This is a genomic window from Trinickia symbiotica (assembly GCF_002934455.1).
In the GTDB taxonomy this organism is placed as follows: Bacteria; Pseudomonadota; Gammaproteobacteria; order Burkholderiales; family Burkholderiaceae; genus Trinickia; species Trinickia symbiotica.
The window spans coordinates 100921-122641 of record NZ_PTIR01000013.1 but is presented as its reverse complement, the minus strand read 5'-3'; the positions used below and the strand labels follow the sequence as shown (position 1 = coordinate 122641).

Here is a 21721-nt window from a genome sequence, read left to right as displayed (position 1 = left end):
GCCCGGCCGGCCATGCGGAAACGTTGGCGACAGTGGCGAGCGCGCCGGCGCGGGCTCCGGGCGGGCCGTCCGGGCGCGGCCGGCTGGCGCACTCGACAAGCTTGCGGCTTTGCCAGTAAGCTGCGCCACGAACTTTGTCCGAATCAATCAGAGGAATACCGTTGCAAGAGCGGGGCGCTGACACCAATATTTTCTTCGTGGGACTCATGGGGGCCGGCAAGACCACCGTGGGACGCGCCGTGGCTCGCCGGCTCGATCGGCCGTTCTTCGATTCGGACCATGAAATCGAGGCGCGCACGGGCGCGCGCATCCCCGTCATCTTCGAGCTGGAGGGAGAGGCGGGCTTTCGCGAGCGCGAAGCGCAGATGATCGCCGAGTTGACGGCGCGCCAGTCCATCGTGCTCGCCACGGGCGGCGGAGCGATCTTGCGTCCGAATAATAGGGAGTTGCTGCACACGCGCGGCCTGGTCGTTTATCTTCGGGCGAATCCTCACGATCTTTGGCTGCGCACGCGCAAGGACAAAAACCGGCCGTTGCTCCAGACCGAAGATCCGAAGGCGAAGCTGGAGGCGCTTTACGAACTGCGCGACCCGCTTTATCGCGAATGCGCCCATTTCGTCGTCGAAACGGGGCGGCCGTCGGTGAGCGGGCTCGTCAACATGGTCCTCATGCAACTCGAAATGGCCGGCATCAACCGGCAGGTCAACTCTTGACGAGGCTTAGCGGAGCAACTCCTCGATGATTACGGTCAGTGTCGATTTAGGCGAACGCAGCTATCCCATTCAGATCGGGGCCGATCTCATCGGCCGCACCGATCTCTTCGCGCCGCACATCGCGGGTGCCACCGTGACGATCGTGACGAACACGACCGTGGAGCCGCTTTACGGAGACCGGTTGCGAGCGGCGCTCGCGCCGCTCGGCAAGACGGTATCGACGGTCGTGCTGCCCGACGGCGAAGCTTACAAGAACTGGGAAACGCTCAACCGCATTTTCGATGCGCTGATGGAGCGGCATGCGGATCGCAAAACGACGCTGATCGCGCTGGGCGGCGGCGTGATCGGCGACATGACGGGCTTCGCGGCGGCCAGCTACATGCGCGGCGTACCGTTCATCCAGGTGCCGACGACGCTGCTCTCGCAGGTCGATTCGTCGGTGGGTGGCAAGACGGGCATCAATCATCCGCTCGGCAAGAACATGATCGGCGCCTTCTACCAGCCGCTCGCCGTCGTGGCCGATACGGCCGCCTTGCGAACGCTGCCCGAGCGGGAACTGGCGGCAGGCATCGCCGAAGTCATCAAGACGGCCGCGATTGCCGATGCGGCGTTCTTCGAATGGATCGAGGCGAACGTCGAGGCGCTCAATCGTTGTGACGCCGACGCGCTCGCGCATGCGATCAAGCGCTGCTGCGAGATCAAGGCGTCGGTCGTCGCCGCCGACGAGCGCGAGGGCGGCTTGCGCGCCATTCTCAATTTCGGGCACACGTTCGGTCATGCGATCGAAGCAGGTCTCGGCTACGGTGAATGGCTGCATGGCGAAGCCGTCGGCTGCGGCATGGCGATGGCGGCCGATCTATCGGTGCGGCTCGGGCATTTGGACGATGCCTCGCGCAAGCGCCTGCTCGCCCTGGTCTCGGCCGCCCGCCTGCCGGTGCGTGCGCCGGCGCTCGGCGAAGAGCGCTATATCGAATTGATGAAGGGCGACAAGAAGGCCGAGGCGGGCACGATCAAGTTCGTCCTCCTGAAGCGACTCGGCGAGCCACTGATCACGAGCGCGCCCGAGGCGGCGCTGCGCGCGACGCTCGCCGCAAGTGGCTGACCTCGCTCGAACGGCGGATGCGATGGCAAACGCCGAGGACACCGAACTGGCGTGACGTTGGAATAGGAGGCGGAGGAAGGTGAAGCAGATGCCGACGCATGAAGAATCGACCGGCGCGTCGCGAACCGAAGCGCGCGAGGAGCCGTCGCCTGGCGTATTGGGCGCACCGACGGTCGCGATGCTCGAAGCGCACCTCGCTCCGTACGCCGCTCATTCGTCGCGCTCGCGCGGCCGGCGCTACCCGGAGCCCGCGCCCGTCGCGCGCACCGAATTCCAGCGCGATCGCGACCGTATCGTCCATTCCACGGCCTTCAGGCGCCTCGAATACAAGACACAGGTTTTCGTCAATCACGAGGGCGATCTATTTCGCACGCGGCTCACGCACAGCCTCGAAGTGGCGCAAATCGCGCGTTCGGTCGCGCGCAACCTGCGCGTGAACGAAGATCTCGTCGAAGCGATTTCGCTCGCGCACGACCTCGGCCACACGCCGTTCGGTCATGCCGGGCAGGATGCGTTGAACGACTGCATGCGCGCGTATGGCGGCTTCGAGCATAACCTGCAGAGCCTCGCCGTCGTCGACGAACTGGAAGAGCATTACGGCGCATTCGACGGACTCAATCTCTGCTTCGAGACGCGCGAGGGCATTCTCAAGCATTGCTCGCGAGAGAATGCGACGAAGCTCGGTGAGCTCGGCGAGCGATTCCTGAAGGGGCGGCGCCCTTCAATCGAAGCGCAGATCGCCAACATCGCCGATGAAATCGCCTACAACAATCACGATGTCGACGACGGACTTCGTTCAGGGCTGCTGACGATCGAGCAGCTCGCGGAAGTGGAGCTTTGGCAGACACACTACGAAGAGGCCCGGCGCGCGCATCCGCGGCTCGATGGACGTCGGCTCGTGCATGAAACGGTGCGCCGCATCATCAACACGCTGATCGTCGACCTCATCGAGGCGACGCGTCGCAATCTCCTCGAGCACGCGCCCGATTCGCTCGACGCCGTGCGCGCGGCGCCGCCGCTCGTCGCGCATAGCGAGCCCATCGCCGCGCAGGCCGCCGAGCTCAAGCGCTTTCTCTTCAAGAATCTTTACCGCCATTACCGCGTCATGCGGATGGCCAACAAGGCGCGGCGCGTCATTACCGGGCTCTTCGACGCGTTCACCGACGATCCGCGGCTTTTGCCGCCCGATTACATCGCGGACGATCCGACCGATCAGCCGCGGCGCATTGCCCATTACATCGCCGGCATGACGGATCGATACGCGCTCAAGGAATACCAACGTCTTTTTGTCATAAACGACCAATAGACTGCCCGGTCTGCCGAAGGACGGCGAGGCCCGGTCCACTGACCGCAAGCCTCGCGAGACGGGCGTGGACGCGAAAGCGGGCACGTCGTTGCGGGGTATATGCCACGCGGGCCTACAGGCCGGGTGTCATTTTCCAAGGAGAAGAAGACAAATGAAGCGTTGTTCGACGTGGGTTCGTTCGATGGCGTTCGGCGCGGCGCTTGCCGCCGGGGCCAGCCAAAGCGCCGTTGCGGCGACGGAAATTCAGTTCTGGCATGCGATGGACGCGGCGCTCGGCGAGCGCGTCAACGATATCGCCAAGGACTTCAATGCCTCCCAGAGCGATTACAAGATCGTGCCGGTCTTCAAGGGAACCTACGATCAGACGCTCGCGGCCGGCATCGCGGCCTATCGCAGCGGCAACGCGCCGGCGATCCTGCAGGTGTACGAAGTCGGCACGGCGACGATGATGCAGGCCAAGAAGGCGATCATCCCGGCGACGGACGTGTTCAAGCAGGCCGGCGTGCCGCTCGACCAAAAGGCGTTCGTGCCGACGGTCGCCAGCTACTACAGCGACGCGAAGACGGACGAGCTCGTTTCGATGCCGTTCAACAGCTCGACGCCGGTGCTCTATTACAACAAGGATGCGTTCAAAAAGGCGGGCCTCGATCCGAACCAGCCGCCCAAGACGTGGGAAGAAGTGGCTGCGGATGCCGCGAAGCTGAAGGCGGCCGGCATGTCGTGCGGCTTCACGACCGGCTGGCAAAGCTGGATCCAGCTCGAGAACTACAGCGCCTGGCACGGCCTGCCGTTCGCGAGCGAGAACAACGGCTTCGACGGCACCGACGCCAAGCTCGAGTTCAACGGGCCGCAGCAAATCGCGCATATCGCCATGCTGCAGAAGATGGCCAAGGAAGGCACATTCACCTACGCGGGCCGCAAGGACGAGGCAAACTCGAAGTTCTACAGCGGCGATTGCGGCATCATGACGAACTCGTCGAGCTCGCTCGCGAACGTCCGCAAGTATGCGAAGTTCGACTTCGGCACCGGCATGATGCCCTACGATGCGAGCGTGAAGGGCGCGCCGCAGAACGCGATCATCGGCGGCGCGAGCCTCTGGGTGCTCGCGGGCAAGGATGCCAACGTCTACAAGGGTGTCGCGAAGTTTCTCGCCTATCTGAGCTCGCCCGCGATTGCCGCGAAGTGGCATGAGGACACGGGCTATCTGCCGGTCACGAAAGCCGCGTACGAGCTCGCGGAACAGCACGGTTTTTACGCGCAGCATCCGGGCGCGGACACGGCGACCAAGCAAATGCTGAACAAGCCGCCGCTGCCGTTCACCAAGGGGCTGCGTCTCGGCAATATGCCGCAGATCCGAACGGTCATCGACGAAGAGCTCGAGCAGGTCTGGGCGCAGAAGAAGACGCCCAAGGATGCGCTCGATTCGGCGGTGTCGCGTGGCAACGAGCTGCTGCGCCGCTTCGAGCAATCGGGCACGTAACACGCGCCGGCCATGAGCGAACGTTCCCGGTCCCGCTTCGCCGCGAGTCCGCTGCCGTATCTGCTCGTCGCGCCACAGCTCGCGATCACCGCCGTCTTCTTTCTGTGGCCGGCCGGTGTCGCGCTGTGGCAGTCGACGCAAATGCAGGACGCGTTCGGCACTTCGAGCCAATTCGTCGGTTTCGCCAATTTCGCGCATTTGTTGGCGGATCCGCTGTACCTCGATTCCTTCAAGACGACGCTGATCTTCAGCGCGCTGGTGACGGGCTCGGGCCTTGTCGTCTCGCTGTTGCTCGCCGCTTGCGCGGATCGCGTGACGCGCGGCGCCAAGGCTTATCGGACACTGCTGATCTGGCCGTATGCCGTGGCGCCGGCCATCGCGGCCGTGCTATGGGCCTTTCTCTTCAATCCGAGCATCGGCCTTATCACGTATGCGCTCGCGAAGGGCGGCGTCGTCTGGAACCACGCGCTCAACGGCTCCCAGGCGATGTTTCTCGTCGTGCTCGCCTCCGTCTGGAAGCAGGTCAGCTACAGCTTTCTGTTCTTCTATGCGGGGCTGCAGGCGATTCCGCGCTCGCTGATCGAGGCCGCGGCGATCGACGGAGCGGGTCCCGTCAGGCGATTTTTCGGCATCGCACTGCCGCTGCTGTCTCCCACGACGTTCTTTCTGCTCGTCGTCAATCTCGTCTACGCGTTCTTCGACACGTTTCCCGTCATCGACGCGGCGACCGGAGGCGGCCCCGCGCAGGCGACGAAGACGCTCATCTACAAGATTTTCGCGGAAGGATTTCAAGGGCTCGATATCGGCAGTTCGGGCGCGCAGTCGATCGTGTTGATGGTGATCGTCGTCGCGCTGACCGTCATCCAATTTCGCTTCATCGAACGCAAGGTGCAATACACGTGATTCCACGGAGCAAGTTCCGATGATCGAGAATCGAAGAGGCTTCGACCTTTTTTGCCATGCGGTGTTGATCGCCGGCGTCCTGGTGATCGCCTTTCCCGTTTACGTCGCCTTTTGCGCGGCGACGATGAGCGAGCGCGAGGTTTTCTCGGTGCCCCTCTCACTGATGCCGGGCACGCATCTGCTCGAAAACCTGGTTCACGTATGGACGCACGGTACGGGCAACGCGGCGAGTCCGTTCGGACGGATGCTCATGAACAGTCTCGTCATGTCGCTCGCGATCTCGATCGGCAAGATCGCCGTCTCGATTCTGTCGGCCTACGCCATCGTCTTCTTTCGCTTCCCGTTGCGTAACACGGCGTTCTGGCTGATTTTCATCACGCTGATGCTGCCGGTCGAGGTGCGGATCTTTCCGACCGTGCAGGTCGTGTCGTCACTGCATCTGACGAACAGCTATGCGGGATTGACGCTGCCGCTCATCGCGTCGGCCACGGCCACGTTCCTCTTCCGCCAGTTCTTCATGACGCTGCCGGACGAGCTGATCGAGGCGGCGCGCATCGACGGGGCCGGGCCGCTGCGCTTTTTCCGCGACGTAGTCCTGCCGCTTTCGAAGACGAACATTGCGGCCCTCTTCGTCATCACGTTCATCTACGGCTGGAATCAGTATCTCTGGCCGATCCTGATCACGAGCGATCAGTCGCTGACGACGGCTGTCGTCGGCATCAAGTCGATGATCGGGAACGGCGACACCGCCACCGAATGGCATTACGTGATGGCGGCAACGCTGCTCGCGATGCTGCCGCCGCTCGTCATCGTGATCGTGATGCAGCGATGGTTCGTGCGGGGCCTCGTCGATTCGGAAAAATGAAAGTGGCGTCCCGCGAGCGGCGGCCGCCAGGGCACTATCTAAGGATCAGGATCTCGGGAGAACGAACCGAATGGCTGCATTGAGCTTGAACCGCGTGCGCAAGACTTACGATGCCAAGCAATACGTGCTGCACGGCATCGACGTCGAAATCGGCGACGGCGAATTCGTCGTTCTCGTCGGCCCGTCGGGCTGCGGCAAGTCGACGCTCCTGCGCATGGTCGCGGGGCTCGAAAGCGTATCCGAGGGCGAGATCAAGATCGGCGAGCGCGTCGTCAACGGCCTCGAGCCGAAGGATCGCGACATTGCGATGGTGTTTCAGAACTACGCGCTCTACCCGCATATGAGCGTCCGCGAAAACATGGCCTACGGGCTCAAGATCCGCGGCGTGAGCGGCGCCGAGATCGATGCGCGGGTGGCGGCGGCCGCGAAGATTCTCGAGCTCGATCCGTTGCTGTCGCGGCGCCCGCGCGAGCTCTCGGGCGGACAGCGACAGCGCGTGGCGATGGGCCGCGCAATCGTGCGCGAGCCGGCCGTTTTTCTCTTCGACGAGCCGCTTTCGAATCTCGACGCGAAGCTGCGCGTGCAAATGCGGCTCGAGATCCAGCGGTTGCATGCGCGGCTCGCAACGACGAGCCTCTATGTCACTCACGATCAGGTCGAAGCCATGACGCTGGCGGAACGCGTGATCGTCATGAATCGCGGGCATGCCGAGCAAATCGGCGCGCCGACGGAAGTCTATGAACGTCCGGCGACGGTCTTCGTAGCGGGCTTCATCGGCTCGCCGGCGATGAACCTCGTGTCAGGACGGCTGTCGCAAGAGGGCAACCGATTTGAAGTGGCCGGTGGCGGGCCGATCCTCGAGCTCGACGGCGCGCAGGCCATCGGCGGCACAGTCGAGGGCGGGCGCGAGTGGATTCTCGGTATTCGGCCCGAGCACATGACGCCGCGCGCGGACGGGCCTCGCGCATCGCTCCTCGTCGATTCGTGCGAGCTGCTCGGCGCGGACAATCTGGCGCATGGGCGCTGGGGCGACCACGATGTGACGATTCGCCTTCCGCACGGACAGCGGCCGACGCGCGGGGAGACGCTGCCGGCCGCTTTGCCGGCCGAACATCTGCATTTCTTCGATCCCGCTACGGGCAGGCGAGCGAACTGAAATGCCATCGGGAGAGCAGCGAGCGCAAGCGACGAAGCGAGAGCGGTGGCGAAGGGCGCAACGAGTGAAACCCAGATGACGATGAAGACAATCAGTTGGCCTTACCCGCGCGTGGTCGCGCATCGCGGCGGCGGCGCGCTCGCGCCCGAGAACACCTTGGCGGCGATCGATATGGGCGCGCGTTTCGGGCTGCGCATGATCGAATTCGATGCGAAGCTCTCGTCCGACGACGTCGTCTTCCTGCTCCATGACGACAAAGTGGACCGCACGTCGAACGGACGCGGAGCCGCGGCCGGCATGACCTATGCCGAACTCGAGGTGCTCGATGCCGGGAGCTGGTTCGACGCCCGTTTCGCGGGCGAGCGGATGCCGACGCTCGATGCGGTCGCCGCACGCTGCGCGGCGCTCGGACTCGCCGCGAATGTCGAGATCAAGCCGTGTCCGGGGCGCGAGGTGGCGACTGGGCGACGCGTGGCCGCGGAGGCCGCGCGGCTTTGGGCCGGCGCGAGGTTGCCGCCGCTGCTGTCGTCGTTTTCCTTCGAGGCGCTCGCGGCCGCGCGCGACGCGGCCCCGGCGCTGCCGCGCGGCTTGCTGTTCGGCGGCGTGCCCAAAGATTGGCGTTCACAGACGGCCGCGCTCGAGTGCGTCTCGTTGCACGCCGATCATCGCAAGCTCGACGCGCGGCTCGTCGAGCAGATCAAGGCCGAGGGGCTCTTCATCCTCGCTTACACAGTCAACGATCCGGCACGTGCGCGCGAACTCGCGCAGTGGGGCGTCGACACGATCTGCACCGACCGCATCGATCTGATCGGTGCGGACTTCTTGGCTGCTACGTGAGCACGCACTCACGTAGCGGCTTGCGGCTATGTCACCGGCTGCGCGCGAGGAGCCAGCCGGTGAGCAGGGCGAGGCCCCCCACGACGGCAACGGTTTCCCAGGGGTTTTCCCGTACGTAGTCGTTGGCACCCGCCATCGCGTTGACCGCGCGCGTGCGCATCGTTGCGCGAGCGCCGTCGAGCCGCGCTCTCGTCACGTCGATGCGTTTCCTCAATTGCTCGCGCAATTGGGCGGCGTCGGCCTGCGCGCCTTCAGAGAGGGCTTCCTCCAGTTCCGACAGTAGTTCGCGCATTTCTCCTCCGATGTCCTCGGCGGCGTTGCGGCTATGGCGGGCGATACGGCGGGCGTGTCGTCCCGTGCTCTGCCACGTTGTTTCGAGCGCGTCTCGCGTATTCGGTAGTGCGGTCATGGTCGCTCCGTCAGCTTCTTTCCTATAACCGGATGATGAGGCCCCGTTCGAAGAGCGGGGAATGCCAGGAGCCGCAACATCAATGCCAGCCGGCGCCTGGCCGAAGGCCCCCGCGCTCAGGACCCACGGTTCGTATGAGGGTACGAGCGCATGCGTAAAAATGGGACGAAACACGCGTAGAAAAGTGATTCGGTTCGATTGGACGGCCGGCGGCGACGCCGCCGCGGGTGCGGCGGCGCCAGCGCGGTCGCCGCGCGGCCCGAGTTGAACTAGGCTAGAAGGCGTAGCCGATCTTCGCGTAGGTCACGATCGGGTCGAGCCTGATCTTTGCTTGGGTGCGTAGCGTTGTACCAAGCGGCCCGGACGGGGACGTCGTGAAGTCGGCCGTCGCGCTGACCGGAATGTAGGACACGGACAGGCCGGCGAACCAATGCTTGGTGAAGTTGTAGTTGAAGCCGAGATTGAAAACGGGCGCCCAGGAACGATCTGCCGATGCGGTGGTCGGACCCCCCAGGACGCCTGATTCGAACGTGGTGTTCGTAATCTGCGCATCGGTGAACCAGACGCGCGTGACGCCCAGGCCGACGTAGGGGCGGAACTTGTCGTCCGGCTTCCGGAAGTTCCACTTGAAGAGCAGGGCCGGGCTCCAGAGGCGCGCGCTGCCGAGTTTGCCGAACTGCGAGAATCCGTCGGCGCCGTTGATTTCGAACTTCGGCGGAATGCCCAGTTCGAACTCCGCGGCGAGGTGATCGGTGACGAAGTAGCCGAGCGACAGCCCGAGCGTGTCGGACTGGTCGATCCGGGCGCCGGTGTTGGGCTGGTATTGGTTGATGGGCGTGCCGCCCTGGCTGATTACCTTCAACTGATCACTGGAACTTTGAGGCGAGAGATGGAACCACCCTGTTGTGACGTAGAACGTGCCGGCCGATTGTGCATGTGCAGCCGTCGCGCAGGCGAGCGCCACGACGGCCCCCGTAGTGGCCTGTTTTAGTTTCATATGCGTCTTCCTCCATAAAAGGCCCGCCTATTATGAGTAAAAGGATTGAATCAGACCAAGTGCGCTCGTTAGAGCATTCTCCCTAAGCGTGGCGCGCTTGCGGCGGAACCGCTCGAGGAACCGCGGCGGCTCGTGCGCCGCGTCGTCCCTTCGGGTCATCACCAACATTCTTAACGGAATCCAGCATGGCACGGCTTGCACGTCTTTACGTCCCCGAACAGCCGCAGCACGTGATCCTGCGCGGACTCGATCAGCAGCCCGCCTTCGTCGACGAGCAGGATTACGAGCTATTCGTCGATTGCCTGAAAGCCGCTTCGCGCGACCACCGCCTCGGCGTCCACGCCTATGTGCTGATGCCGGGCGCGGTGCAGCTCCTCGTCACGCCGAGCGACGAATCGAGTTTGCCGAAAGCGATGCAGGCGGTCGGCAGGCGCTACGTGGCGCACTTCAACCGCCGCTACTCGCGGCGGGGCACCCTCTGGGAAGGTCGCTATCGCGCGACCGTCATCGAAGGAGAGCGCTACTTCCTGCTTGCCAGTCGCGTAATCGAGCTTTGTCCGGTTCGTGAGCGCCTCGTGACGTCGGCGGAAGACTATCGATGGTCTAGTTATCGGCATCACATCGGCGTTGCTGTAGACAGTCTCGTCACGGACCACCCGCTTTACTGGTCGCTCGGCAATACGCCGTTCGAGCGGCAGCGCGCCTACAAGGAGCTTTGCGAGCAGCCGCTCGACGAGCGCGAGGCGAACGAGCTGCAGCAGGCGACGCTGAAAGGATGGGTGCTCGGCGGCGAGTCGTATCGAGAGTGGGCGGCGAGGGCGGCGAACCGGCGCGTCTCGCCGCTGCCGCGCGGCCGGCCGAAGAAAGTGCGCGAGACGCCGCAGACGCAATAACACTGCTTCGCGGTTGGAACCTGCTTGCCGACGCCTGTCCACGCATGCGTGAGCCGCGAGCGGGGTAAGTTCGCCTATTGAATGCGCGCAGGGCGTCGGTTGGCGCGGTTTCGGCAATGATGCAAACGAGAGAGTCGCGGACGGCACGGGCAGCGTGCCGTTTTCTGTACCTCTTTTTGATGGGGCCCCAATAAAACAGCACCATTTGAATGCGCCGCAATAAGTGGGGTCATATCATGCGATTTTTGTTGCTATTCCTTTGATTCGTCGCGTATATTCCGATTTCCGACGGTTTTTCTTCGGCGCAATGCGCCTTCCCTGCGGCCCTATCGAGAGCGGCCGCGCGGGCAAACTGCGGCTCAGCCCTTTGAGAACGGCCCTTTCGAGGCCCCCTACAGGACGGTGTCCCCATGAACGAACAGCAACCGATGACTTCGGTCCCTGCGGCGCAAGGTCTGTACGACCCGCAAAACGAGCACGACGCCTGCGGCGTCGGGTTCGTCGCGCATATCAAGGGCGCGAAGACTCACGACATCATTCAGCAAGGGCTCAAGATTCTCGAGAATCTCGATCACCGCGGCGCCGTCGGCGCCGATGCGCTGATGGGCGACGGCGCCGGCATCCTGATCCAGATTCCCGATGCGTTCTATCGCGAGGAAATGGCGCGCCAGGGCGTGACGTTGCCGCCCGCCGGCGAGTACGGCGTGGGCATGATCTTTCTGCCCAAGGAGCATGCGTCTCGTCTTGCCTGCGAGCAGGAGCTCGAGCGGACGGTGAAGGCGGAGGGCCAGGTCGTCCTCGGATGGCGCGATGTGCCCGTCGATCATGCGATGCCGATATCGCCGGCCGTCAAGGCCTCCGAGCCCGTCATTCGTCAGATCTTTATCGGCCGCGGCCGCGACATCATGGTCACGGACGCGCTCGAGCGGAAGCTCTACGTGATCCGCAAGACGGCGAGCCACCGCATCCAGGCGCTCAAGCTCAAGCATGGCAAGGAGTATTTCGTGCCGTCGATGTCGGCGCGCACGGTCGTCTACAAGGGCTTGCTGCTCGCGGGCCAGGTGGGCGTCTACTATCGCGACCTGCAGGACGAGCGCGTCGTCTCCGCGCTCGCGCTCGTGCACCAGCGCTTCTCGACGAACACGTTCCCGGCCTGGGAGCTCGCGCACCCGTACCGGATGATCGCGCACAACGGCGAAATCAACACCGTGAAGGGCAACGTCAACTGGCTCAACGCGCGCACGGGCGCGATCGCGAGCGCGGTGCTCGGCGACGATCTGCACAAGCTCTGGCCGCTGATCTACCCGGGCCAGTCCGATACGGCCTCGTTCGACAACTGCCTCGAGCTGCTCGTGATGGCGGGCTATCCGCTCGTGCACGCGATGATGATGATGATCCCGGAGGCGTGGGAGCAGCACACGCTGATGGACGACAATCGGCGCGCCTTTTACGAGTATCACGCCGCCATGATGGAGCCGTGGGACGGCCCCGCCGCGATCGCGTTCACGGACGGCCGCCAGATCGGCGCGACGCTCGACCGTAACGGCCTGCGCCCCGCGCGCTATGTCATCACCGAAGACGATCTCGTGATTATGGCTTCGGAGGCCGGCGTGCTGCCGATCCCCGAATCGAAGATCGTCAAGAAGTGGCGTCTGCAGCCGGGCAAGATGTTCCTCATCGACATGGAGCACGGCCGCATCATCGACGACAAGGAACTCAAGGACAACCTCGCGAACGCGAAGCCGTACAAGAGCTGGATCGACGCCGTGCGCATCAAGCTCGACGAGATCGAGCCGAAGGCCGAGGACATCGTCACGGAGCGCCGCGAGGCGGCGGCGCTGCTCGACCGCCAGCAGGCGTTCGGCTATACGCAGGAGGACGTCAAGTTCCTGATGGCGCCGATGGCGCAGCAGGGCGAGGAGGCGGTCGGCTCGATGGGCAACGACTCGCCGCTCGCGGTAATGTCGAACAAGAACAAGACGCTCTACCACTATTTCAAGCAGCTCTTCGCGCAGGTCACGAACCCGCCGATCGATCCGATCCGCGAAAACCTCGTGATGTCGCTCGTCTCGTTCATCGGTCCGAAGCCGAACCTGCTCGACACGAACAACATCAACCCGCCGATGCGCCTTGAAGTGTCGCAGCCCGTGCTCGACTTCAAGGACATCGCGAAGATCCGCTCGATCGATCAGTACACGGGCGGCAAGTTCAGCTCGTACGAGCTCAACATCTGTTATCCGATCGCCTGGGGCAAGGAAGGCATCGAGGCGCGCCTCGCGTCGTTGTGCGCCGAAGCCGTCGATGCCGTGAGGTCCGGCTACAACATCCTGATCGTGTCGGATCGCCGCACCGATCGGGAGAACGTCGCAATTCCGGCGCTGCTCGCCACGGCCGCGATCCATACGCACCTCGTCTCGCAGGGGCTGCGCACGAGCACGGGCCTCGTCGTCGAGACCGGCTCGGCGCGTGAAGTCCACCACTTCGCGCTGCTCGCGGGCTACGGCGCGGAAGCGGTCCATCCGTACCTCGCGATGGAAACGCTCGTGCAGATGGCGCAGGGCATGAAGGGCGATCTCTCGCCCGAGAAAGCCATCTACAACTTCACGAAGGCGGTCGGGAAGGGCCTGCAGAAAGTGATGTCGAAGATGGGCATCTCGACCTACATGTCGTACACGGGCGCGCAGATTTTCGAGGCGGTCGGGCTCGCGAGCGATCTCGTCGAGAAGTACTTCAAGGGCACGGCCTCGAAGGTCGGCGGCATCGGTCTCTTCGAGGTCGCCGAGGAGGCCGTCCGTTTGCACCGCGAGGCGTTCGGCGACAACCCGGTGCTCTCGACGATGCTCGACGCCGGCGGCGAATACGCTTACCGCGTACGCGGCGAAGACCACATGTGGACGCCCGATGCGATCGCCAAGCTCCAGCATTCGACGCGCAGCAACTCATATCAGACGTACAAGGAGTATGCGCATCTGATCAACGATCAGACGCGCCGTCACATGACGTTCCGCGGCCTCTTCGAATTCAAGGTGGAGCCGTCCAAGGCGATTCCCCTCGACGAGGTGGAGTCGGCCAAGGACATCGTGAAGCGCTTCGCGACCGGTGCGATGTCGCTCGGCTCGATCAGCACGGAGGCCCATGCGACGCTCGCGATCGCGATGAACCGCATCGGCGGTAAGTCGAACACCGGCGAGGGCGGCGAGGACGAGAACCGTTACCGCAACGAGCTGCGCGGCATTCCGATCAAGAACGGCGATACGCTCGCCTCGGTGATCGGCAGCGAAGTGGTGCGCGACATCGCGCTCAAGGAAGGCGATTCTCTGCGCTCGAAGATCAAGCAGGTCGCTTCGGGCCGCTTCGGCGTCACGGCCGAGTACCTCGCCTCGGCGGATCAGATCCAGATCAAGATGGCGCAGGGCGCGAAGCCCGGCGAGGGCGGTCAGCTGCCGGGCCATAAGGTTTCCGAGTACATCGGCAAGCTGCGGTATTCGGTGCCCGGCGTCGGCCTCATCTCGCCGCCGCCGCATCACGACATCTATTCGATCGAGGATCTGGCCCAGCTCATTCACGATCTGAAGAACGCGAACCCGGTCGCGAGCATCTCGGTGAAGCTCGTCTCCGAAGTGGGCGTCGGCACGGTCGCGGCCGGTGTCGCCAAAGCCAAGGCCGACCACGTCGTGATCGCCGGTCACGATGGCGGCACGGGCGCGTCGCCGCTCTCGTCGGTCAAGCACGCGGGCACGCCGTGGGAGCTCGGCCTCGCCGAGACGCAGCAGACGCTCGTGCTCAACCGCCTGCGCGGCCGTATCCGTGTGCAGGCCGACGGCCAGATGAAGACGGGCCGCGACGTCGTGATCGGCGCACTGCTTGGCGCGGACGAGTTCGGCTTCGCGACGGCTCCGCTCGTCGTCGAGGGCTGCATCATGATGCGCAAGTGCCATCTGAACACGTGCCCGGTCGGCGTCGCCACGCAGGACCCGGTGCTGCGCGCGAAGTTCCAGGGCCAGCCCGAGCACGTCGTCAACTATTTCTTCTTCGTCGCCGAGGAAGTCCGCGAAATCATGGCGCAACTGGGCATCCGCAAGTTCGACGACCTGATCGGCCGCGCGGATCTGCTCGACATGAAGAAGGGCATCGAGCATTGGAAGGCGCGCGGCCTCGATTTTTCGAACATCTTCTACCAGCCCAAGGTGTCGGCCGACATCGCGCGCCGGCATGTCGAGGAGCAGGATCACGGCCTCGTGCGCGCACTCGATCACACGCTGATCGAGAAGTCGCGCGCGGCCATCGAGAACGGTGAGCATGTTTCGTTTATCCAGCCCGTGCGCAACGTGAACCGCACGGTTGGCGCGATGCTCTCGGGGATGATCGCGAAGAAGTACGGTCACGACGGGCTGCCCGACGACACGATCCATATCCAGTTGAAGGGCACGGCGGGGCAGAGCTTCGGCGCGTTCCTCGCGCGCGGCATCACGCTCGACCTCGTCGGCGACGGCAACGACTACGTCGGCAAAGGCCTCTCGGGCGGTCGCATCATCATTCGCCCGACGAACGATTTCCGCGGCAAGTCCGAGGAAAACATCATCTGCGGCAACACGGTGATGTACGGCGCGATCGAGGGTGAGGCGTATTTGCGCGGCGTGGCCGGCGAGCGCTTCTGCGTGCGCAACTCGGGGGCTTCCGCTGTCGTCGAGGGAACGGGCGATCACGGCTGCGAGTACATGACGGGCGGTACCGTCGTCGTGCTCGGCGAGACTGGCCGCAACTTCGCGGCGGGGATGTCGGGCGGCGTTGCGTTCGTCTACGACCCCGAAGGCACGTTCGCGGGCAAGTGCAACAAGTCGATGGTCGCGCTCGAGCCCGTGCTGCAGCAGGCCGAGCAGGAGCGCACGGTCGATCGCGCGCTCTGGCACACGGCCATGACCGACGAGGCGCTGCTGAAGGGGCTCGTCGAGCGGCACTTCCAGTTCACGGGCTCACCGCGCGCGAAGGCGCTGCTCGAGGATTGGGACGCGTCGCGCCGGCAGTTCGTCAAGGTCTTCCCGACCGAGTACAAGCGCGCGCTCGCCGAGCTCGGAGCGAAGAAGGCCGCCAGCGAGGTGCTCGCGGCGTGAGCGCTGCGTTCACGCGCACCTGAATGCGCCCGTTCGCCTCGCGGTGCCGGAGTCACCGGAGCGAGCGGGCGATAGATACGATGCCATCGAGGCTTGCCGCATGCGCACCACGCGCAGGCGGCGCCCGCCGGCCCCCGATACGACGATTTGGATCAAGACAAGAGAACCCCATGGGCAAGGCAACCGGTTTTCTCGAATACGAACGCCGCCACGAGGCGTACGAAGCGCCGCTCGCGCGCGTCAAGCATTACAAGGAATTCGTTCTCGCGCTGAGCGACGAAGACGCGAAGATTCAGGGCGCGCGCTGCATGGATTGCGGCATTCCGTTTTGCAACAACGGCTGCCCCGTCAACAACATCATCCCGGACTTCAACGATCTCGTTTATCGCCGGGACTGGCGGCATGCGATCGAAGTCCTCCATTCGACCAACAACTTCCCCGAGTTCACGGGCCGCATCTGCCCGGCGCCGTGCGAGGCTGCATGTACGCTCGGCATCAACGCCGATCCAGTCGGCATCAAGTCGATCGAGCACGCGATCATCGACAAGGCCTGGTCCGAAGGATGGGTCGTCTCGCAGCCGCCCAGGAAGAAGACCGGCAAGAAAGTTGCCGTCGTGGGCTCGGGGCCTGCCGGCCTCGCCGCCGCGCAGCAGCTTGCGCGCGCGGGCCATGAAGTGACGGTCTTCGAGAAGAACGATCGCATCGGCGGCTTGTTGCGCTATGGCATTCCGGACTTCAAGCTCGAGAAGTGGCTCATCGACCGCCGCATGCGGCAGATGGAAGGCGAAGGCGTGACGTTCCGCACGAACGTGTTCGTCGGAAAGGACGCGTTGCCGTCGCACATCGGCAACACGGCCAAGGAAACGATCACGCCCGAAGAGCTTCTCGAGAAGTTCGACGCGGTCATTGCCGCGGGCGGCTCGGAGACGCCGCGCGATCTGCCCGTGCCGGGCCGCGAGTTGGCCGGCATCCACTTCGCGATGGAGTTTCTGCCGCAGCAGAACAAGGTCAACGCCGGCGACAAGGTGGCCGATCAGCTGCTCGCCAAGGGCAAGCATGTGATCGTGATCGGCGGCGGCGATACGGGTTCCGACTGCGTCGGCACCTCCAATCGTCATGGTGCGAAGAGCGTGACTCAGTTCGAGCTCTTGCCGCAGCCGCCCGAGGAAGAGAACAAGCCGCTCGTCTGGCCGTATTGGCCGGTCAAGCTGCGCACGTCGTCTTCGCACGAAGAAGGCTGCAGCCGCGATTGGTCGGTGGCGACGAAGCGCTTCGAAGGCAAGAACGGCAAGGTCGAGAAGCTCGTGGCGGCGCGCGTCGAATGGAAGGATGGCAAGATGCAGGAAGTGCCGGGTTCCGAGTTCGAATTAAAGGCCGACCTCGTGCTGCTCGCCATGGGCTTCACCCAGCCTGCTTCGCCCGTGCTCGATGCCTTCGGCGTCGACAAGGACGCGCGCGGCAACATCCGCGCGACGACCGAGGGTGAGCGCGCCTACTACACGTCCGTCGACAAGGTGTTCGCGGCCGGCGACATGCGCCGCGGGCAGTCGCTCGTCGTCTGGGCGATTCGGGAAGGCCGCCAATGTGCGCGCTCAGTCGACGCCTACCTGATGGGCAGCTCGGAGCTCCCGCGCTGACGACGCCGATGTCGCCGGTGGCGCCGGTGGCCGAGCGCGATGATTGGCATCGCTGCTTCATCGCGCTCGTCCCCGATGCCGCGACGCGCGAGACGTTCGCGGCGATGCCGCTCGACGTCGCCGTGCGCCGCGTTCCCGTCGATCAATTGCATCTGACGCTGGCGTTTCTCGGCTCGGTCTCGCCGGAGAAGGGCGCGTTGCTGACGGCGGCGCTGCCATCCGTGATCGTGCCGCTGCCGGCGCTCAACATCGAGCGGTTCGAATATTGGCCGAATCGGTCGCATCCGCGCCTCGCCGTCGTTTCTTTTGCTCCGTCCGACGCGCTCGCCGAAATCGAATCGCGTGTGCGGACGCTCGTTGCGGGGCTCGGGCTGCCGATCGACGACCATCGCCCGTTTCTTCCGCACGTCACGCTTGCGCGGCTGCCTCGTAACGCGAAGCCGATCGCGACGCCGGCTGCGCGATCGGACGGCACTGCGGATCGGCGAGGCGAGACGGTGGCTGAACCTGGCTCTGTCTCGCGCTTCGACACCTTGACCCTCTACTCGAGCACCCTCGAGCGTCGTGGCGCTCGCTATCGTGCGCTTGCGTCAGCGCGCGTGCCGGCGGACTGACTCGACTGGACTTCGCTGAAGCGTTCTTTGGGGCGGAGTGTTCGGGGGTGCCGGCATCGACATGACGGATCGATGTGCAATGCAACCCATTAGTGGCGCGACGTCCGTCACCTTTCTGTCTCTTACCGATTGCTACATTTGGCATCCAAAGCTTTCTGGACGCGATAATCTTGCGATTTGCCGCTTCGCGGCACGAGTGCGTTTGCGTTTTCGTTCCGCCGGCTCGCCGGCATCCGCTACTTGTCCTTAACCATTTCGATGACTCTGACCGCCAAAGTCGATTCGTCTTCCGGACGCATCGGCTTCGACATCCACGTTCCGCAGCGAACCGCGACTGAGGATGTATGCCGCTCGCGCCGCGCGTTCCTGAAGGGGACGGCGAGCGTGATGCTTGCCGGCGCCGGCAGCGCATTGCTATCGGCGTGTGGTGGAGGCGGACCCGGTTCGGGCGATGCGGCGGTGACGCCGCGCCTGGCCTCGGTCGAAAACTTTCGCGATGTGGGCGGGGCGGCGGCCGGCTATCCGACGATTGACGGCAAGGTCGTGCGACGGGGCGTGTTTTACCGTTCGAACGTCCTGGCGCCCAGCGCGGCCGATAAGGCGACGCTCGACTCGCTCGGCATCGCGGTGGTGTACGACTTGCGCACGCCTGGAGAGATCGCGCGGACGGCGGATGCGCTGCCCGTCGGCGCGGGCTATCAAACGATCAACGTGATCGGGGCCGACGACGTGGCGTCACCGGCGTATGACACACCGGCGGACGCGATCGCTGCGATGGAGCGCGCGCAGCGTGACTACGTGCTCGGCGCCGCGCAGCGCCAGGGCTTCGGTGCGTTATTGACGCAACTGGCGGCAACGACCGGTGTCCAGGTGATCCACTCGAGCTACGGGAAGGACAGAGCCGGATGGGCCGCCGCGCTGCTTCTCAGCATCGCCAACGTGCCGTTCGACGTGATCATGCAGGATTACTTGCTGTCGAATACTTACGCGGCGGCCTCGATTTCGGCGCGCGTCGCGGCGGTGTCGACGCAGAGCGGGCAGACGGCGGCGCTGGCCAATGCGCCTGCTTTCAGCGTGCAACCGAGCTTTCTACAGGTCGCCTTCGATCAGGTGCATGAGACGTTCGGAACGATGAACGCCTATCTGACCCAGGGGTTGGGGCTGTCGCCGGATCAGATCGATCGGTTGCATGATCGGCTGGTTGTATAGAGAGTTAGATGCTCTGTCCGGGGATGGGCCCAGCTCTAAGCGCTTCCCTGTTTCCTCGCTCCATCCTTTGATGGATGCGAAAAAAAGGTCCGCCCCGGCCATACAGGGCGGACCTAAAGGGGCTGGCATTTGCGGAGATGCCAGGCCCCCACTATAAGTCCGCCCCGGTCGCTTCAGGCCCGCCGGTAAGGCGCAGTAAGCTCGCCGCCCGCAACGCCAACCGCAATCGGCGGCGGCTCGTCCGGATATGCATGCGGCTCCACTTGCGCCTCGTGCCGCGCCGGCTGAGGCAATGGCGCAGGCAACGCCAATGGCACCGGCAACGCGATTCGCACACGCAGCCCACCGCCGGCATCGTTGCTGAGCTCGCAGCGCCCACCCCGATCGCGTGCAAGCCGCGCCACAATCGCAAGCCCGAGGCCGCAATGGCCCGCGCTGCCGCGCGCCGGGTCCAGCCGCACGAACGGTTTCATCGCCGCCGCCATCCGGTCCTCCGGAATGCCCGGACCATGATCGCGAACATCGATGATCCAATGCCGCTCCTCGCGCAACGTCGTGATTTCGACAGGCGGCTCCCCGTGCTCGAACGCGTTGTCGACGAGATTCGTCATGAGCCGATCGAGCAGCGTGCGCGGCAACACGAACTGCGGTCCCGCTCTCAGATCGAGCGCAAAGAGTGGCGTGTCGGCCGGCGCATCGTCCGAATTGCAGAACTGCTTGCCAATGAACGCGTCGACTACGACGGGCGGCCCCATTTCGGGCGCCTGGCCAGCGAACTCGAGAAACTGCTGGACGATGCTCGTCAGCGAATCCACATCCTCGATGAGCCCGGCCCGCTCCTCCTCGGCGATCAATACGCTCGCGCGCAGCTTGAGCCGCGTCAGCGGCGCCTTGAGATCGTGCGCAACGCCCGCGAGCATCACCGCCTGATCGTCGCCGGCCTCGTTGAGCCGTCGCATCATGTCGTTGAAAGAGGCGATCAGATCGCGCAACTCGCGCGGCCCGCTTTCATTCACCGCGTCGGGCCGCTGGCCCGCGCCAAACGCGGCGGCCGCATGCGCGACGCGGGCGAGCGGCCGCTGCATCTGCCAGGCAGCCCCGAGCGAAAGCAGGATCGCCGCGGCGAGCATCGACACGCCTTCGATCAGAAAGCGCGGCGGCGGCGGAATGTTGACGGGCACGATGACCCACATCGACTTGCCGGGGAATCGCACCCAGAGGCGCGGCGGGCGCAGGTCGTCCGCGGCGAACTCGGTGCCGGACGGCAGGTGCGGACGCAGATGGGCGGTCAGCTCGACCAACGGCCTCGTGCGCGGCGTATGCAGGTGGATCGTCGGCGGCACGTTCCACGTCGGCATCAGATGCACGCGCAACGCAGGCGCGAGCTCGGCGCTATCCCTCGTTTCCGAGTTGACGGCCTGCAACGCGAAAAGAATGCCGCGCGCGAAGCCATCGACCTCGTGATGCGGCTGTCGCGACATCAGCACGAACCAGCCGGCCTGAATCGCGAACAATACGGCCATCGACAGCAGCGCCATCCTGCCGAACAACGTATTGAGCGGATTCCTCATCGGCGGTCACCGGCCGGCGGCGGACTCGTCGGCGGACTGGGCAGAGCGCGGAGGGCCGGACGGTGGGGCAGGCTGACCGGCGGACGGTTCGGCCGCCTCGCCGGCGGCCTGCTCGCTGAACGGCGTGCCGTCGGCGTCGGGCACGAAAACGTAGCCCTTGCCGCGCACGGTCTGTACATAGCAGGGGTTGGCCGGATCGTCTTCGATCACGCGGCGCAGCCTCCAGATCGGCACATCGAGGCTGCGATCGCGAAACGGCAGGTCGTCGCGGTGCACAAGATCGTGGATCAGCACGCGCGAGAGCACCTTGTACGGATTGTTCGCGAAGATCTTCAAGAGCGCGAACTCGCTGTCGCGCAACGGCAGCCGTTGATCGTCGCGCGTCAACGTGCGCGTGACGAAATCGAGCTCGAAGCGCCCGAAGCGGTAGCGCTGGCGCGCCTCCGGCGCGCTCGTCGTCGAAGGGCCGCGCCGCCGCAGCACCGTCTGGATGCGCGCGAGCAGTTCGCGCGGATCGAACGGCTTCGTCAGGTAGTCGTCGGCGCCGAGCGACAGGCCCTGGATCCGGTCCGTCACGCTGCCGCGCGCGGTGACGAAAATGACGGGAATGTCGTCGCCCGCCGCCCGCAAGGCGGTCAGCGCACGCAGCCCATCTGTCTGCGGCATCATGATGTCGAGCACGACGACCGACGGCCGCTCGCGTTCGAGCCGGCGCGCCAGATGGGTGCCGTCGTGCAGTACGGACGCCTCGAAACCGTTGTCCCGCAGGAAACGGCAAAGCAAATCACGCACGACGGGGTCGTCGTCGACGATGAGGACCTGTTGACTCATTCCGGAATTCTAGACTGAGCCGGGACGCAAAGGGCCGGCCGTTCCTTACCAAGGCTTACTTTAGGGCCGGTCCGTGTCCGTGAGCGC

At 64.6% G+C, this 21721-nt stretch carries 17 protein-coding genes; 13 read left to right on the top strand and 4 right to left on the bottom strand.

Annotated features, from left to right (window positions below):
• Positions 1-206 precede the first annotated feature (206 nt).
• The 8 genes from B0G57_RS19015 to ugpQ all read left to right on the top strand — a co-directional run bounded on the left by B0G57_RS19015 (position 207) and on the right by ugpQ (position 8362).
• Positions 207-713: a shikimate kinase gene (locus tag B0G57_RS19015; protein WP_035468561.1), complete on the top strand. Its 507-nt coding sequence runs from the start codon at positions 207-209 to the stop codon at positions 711-713.
• Positions 714-738: 25 nt separating this feature from the next.
• Positions 739-1815, top strand: coding sequence for a 3-dehydroquinate synthase (gene aroB / locus B0G57_RS19010; protein WP_018440439.1), 1077 nt, complete (start codon positions 739-741; stop codon positions 1813-1815).
• Positions 1816-1972: 157 nt separating this feature from the next.
• On the top strand, positions 1973-3121 hold the full coding sequence (locus B0G57_RS19005; RefSeq protein ID WP_399278269.1) for a deoxyguanosinetriphosphate triphosphohydrolase: 1149 nt from the start codon (positions 1973-1975) through the stop codon (positions 3119-3121).
• Positions 3122-3272: 151 nt separating this feature from the next.
• Positions 3273-4601, top strand: coding sequence for a sn-glycerol-3-phosphate ABC transporter substrate-binding protein UgpB (gene ugpB, locus B0G57_RS19000; RefSeq protein ID WP_026229623.1), 1329 nt, complete (start codon positions 3273-3275; stop codon positions 4599-4601).
• A 12-nt stretch (positions 4602-4613) separates the two neighbouring features.
• Entirely contained in the window at positions 4614-5504 is an 891-nt protein-coding gene (gene ugpA, locus B0G57_RS18995) for a sn-glycerol-3-phosphate ABC transporter permease UgpA (RefSeq protein ID WP_018440436.1), read from the top strand.
• A 19-nt stretch (positions 5505-5523) separates the two neighbouring features.
• Entirely contained in the window at positions 5524-6369 is an 846-nt protein-coding gene (ugpE, locus tag B0G57_RS18990; RefSeq protein WP_018440435.1) for a sn-glycerol-3-phosphate ABC transporter permease UgpE, read from the top strand.
• A gap of 70 nt (positions 6370-6439) precedes the next feature.
• Positions 6440-7525, top strand: coding sequence for a sn-glycerol-3-phosphate import ATP-binding protein UgpC (locus B0G57_RS18985; protein WP_018440434.1), 1086 nt, complete (start codon positions 6440-6442; stop codon positions 7523-7525).
• 75 nt (positions 7526-7600) lie between these two features.
• A complete protein-coding gene (gene ugpQ / locus B0G57_RS18980) occupies positions 7601-8362 on the top strand; it encodes a glycerophosphodiester phosphodiesterase (protein WP_018440433.1) in 762 nt (253 codons plus the stop codon).
• Positions 8363-8393: 31 nt separating this feature from the next.
• Here the strand turns inward: ugpQ and B0G57_RS18975 are convergent, their stop codons facing one another.
• Positions 8394-8771 (bottom strand): DUF883 family protein, encoded by a 378-nt coding sequence (locus tag B0G57_RS18975; protein WP_018440432.1) that lies wholly within the window; start codon positions 8769-8771, stop codon positions 8394-8396.
• 274 nt (positions 8772-9045) lie between these two features.
• Positions 9046-9768, bottom strand: coding sequence for an OmpW/AlkL family protein (locus B0G57_RS18970; RefSeq protein WP_020566156.1), 723 nt, complete (start codon positions 9766-9768; stop codon positions 9046-9048).
• Between the two features lie 185 nt (positions 9769-9953).
• On the opposite strand from B0G57_RS18970, the gene B0G57_RS18965 reads away from it, so the two are divergent.
• The 5 genes from B0G57_RS18965 to B0G57_RS18940 all read left to right on the top strand — a co-directional run bounded on the left by B0G57_RS18965 (position 9954) and on the right by B0G57_RS18940 (position 19232).
• Positions 9954-10661 (top strand): transposase, encoded by a 708-nt coding sequence (locus B0G57_RS18965; protein ID WP_018440430.1) that lies wholly within the window; start codon positions 9954-9956, stop codon positions 10659-10661.
• Between the two features lie 410 nt (positions 10662-11071).
• The gene (locus B0G57_RS18955) at positions 11072-15772 is read left to right on the top strand and encodes a glutamate synthase-related protein (protein ID WP_018440429.1); all 4701 of its coding nucleotides are present in this window, start codon (positions 11072-11074) and stop codon (positions 15770-15772) included.
• Positions 15773-15942: 170 nt separating this feature from the next.
• Positions 15943-17409 (top strand): glutamate synthase subunit beta, encoded by a 1467-nt coding sequence (locus B0G57_RS18950; protein ID WP_018440428.1) that lies wholly within the window; start codon positions 15943-15945, stop codon positions 17407-17409.
• Between the two features lie 8 nt (positions 17410-17417).
• Positions 17418-18023 carry an RNA 2',3'-cyclic phosphodiesterase gene (thpR, locus tag B0G57_RS18945; protein ID WP_018440427.1) on the top strand — a complete coding sequence of 202 codons (606 nt, stop codon included), beginning with the start codon at positions 17418-17420 and terminating at the stop codon, positions 18021-18023.
• 258 nt (positions 18024-18281) lie between these two features.
• Complete coding sequence (locus B0G57_RS18940) at positions 18282-19232, top strand: tyrosine-protein phosphatase (protein ID WP_102607205.1); 951 nt, start codon at positions 18282-18284, stop codon at positions 19230-19232.
• A 173-nt stretch (positions 19233-19405) separates the two neighbouring features.
• Here the strand turns inward: B0G57_RS18940 and B0G57_RS18935 are convergent, their stop codons facing one another.
• Both B0G57_RS18935 and B0G57_RS18930 read right to left on the bottom strand, forming a co-directional pair.
• The gene (locus B0G57_RS18935; protein ID WP_018440425.1) at positions 19406-20803 is read right to left on the bottom strand and encodes an ATP-binding protein; all 1398 of its coding nucleotides are present in this window, start codon (positions 20801-20803) and stop codon (positions 19406-19408) included.
• Positions 20804-20809: 6 nt separating this feature from the next.
• On the bottom strand, positions 20810-21634 hold the full coding sequence (locus B0G57_RS18930; RefSeq protein WP_018440424.1) for a response regulator: 825 nt from the start codon (positions 21632-21634) through the stop codon (positions 20810-20812).
• Between the last annotated feature and the right edge of the window lie 87 nt (positions 21635-21721).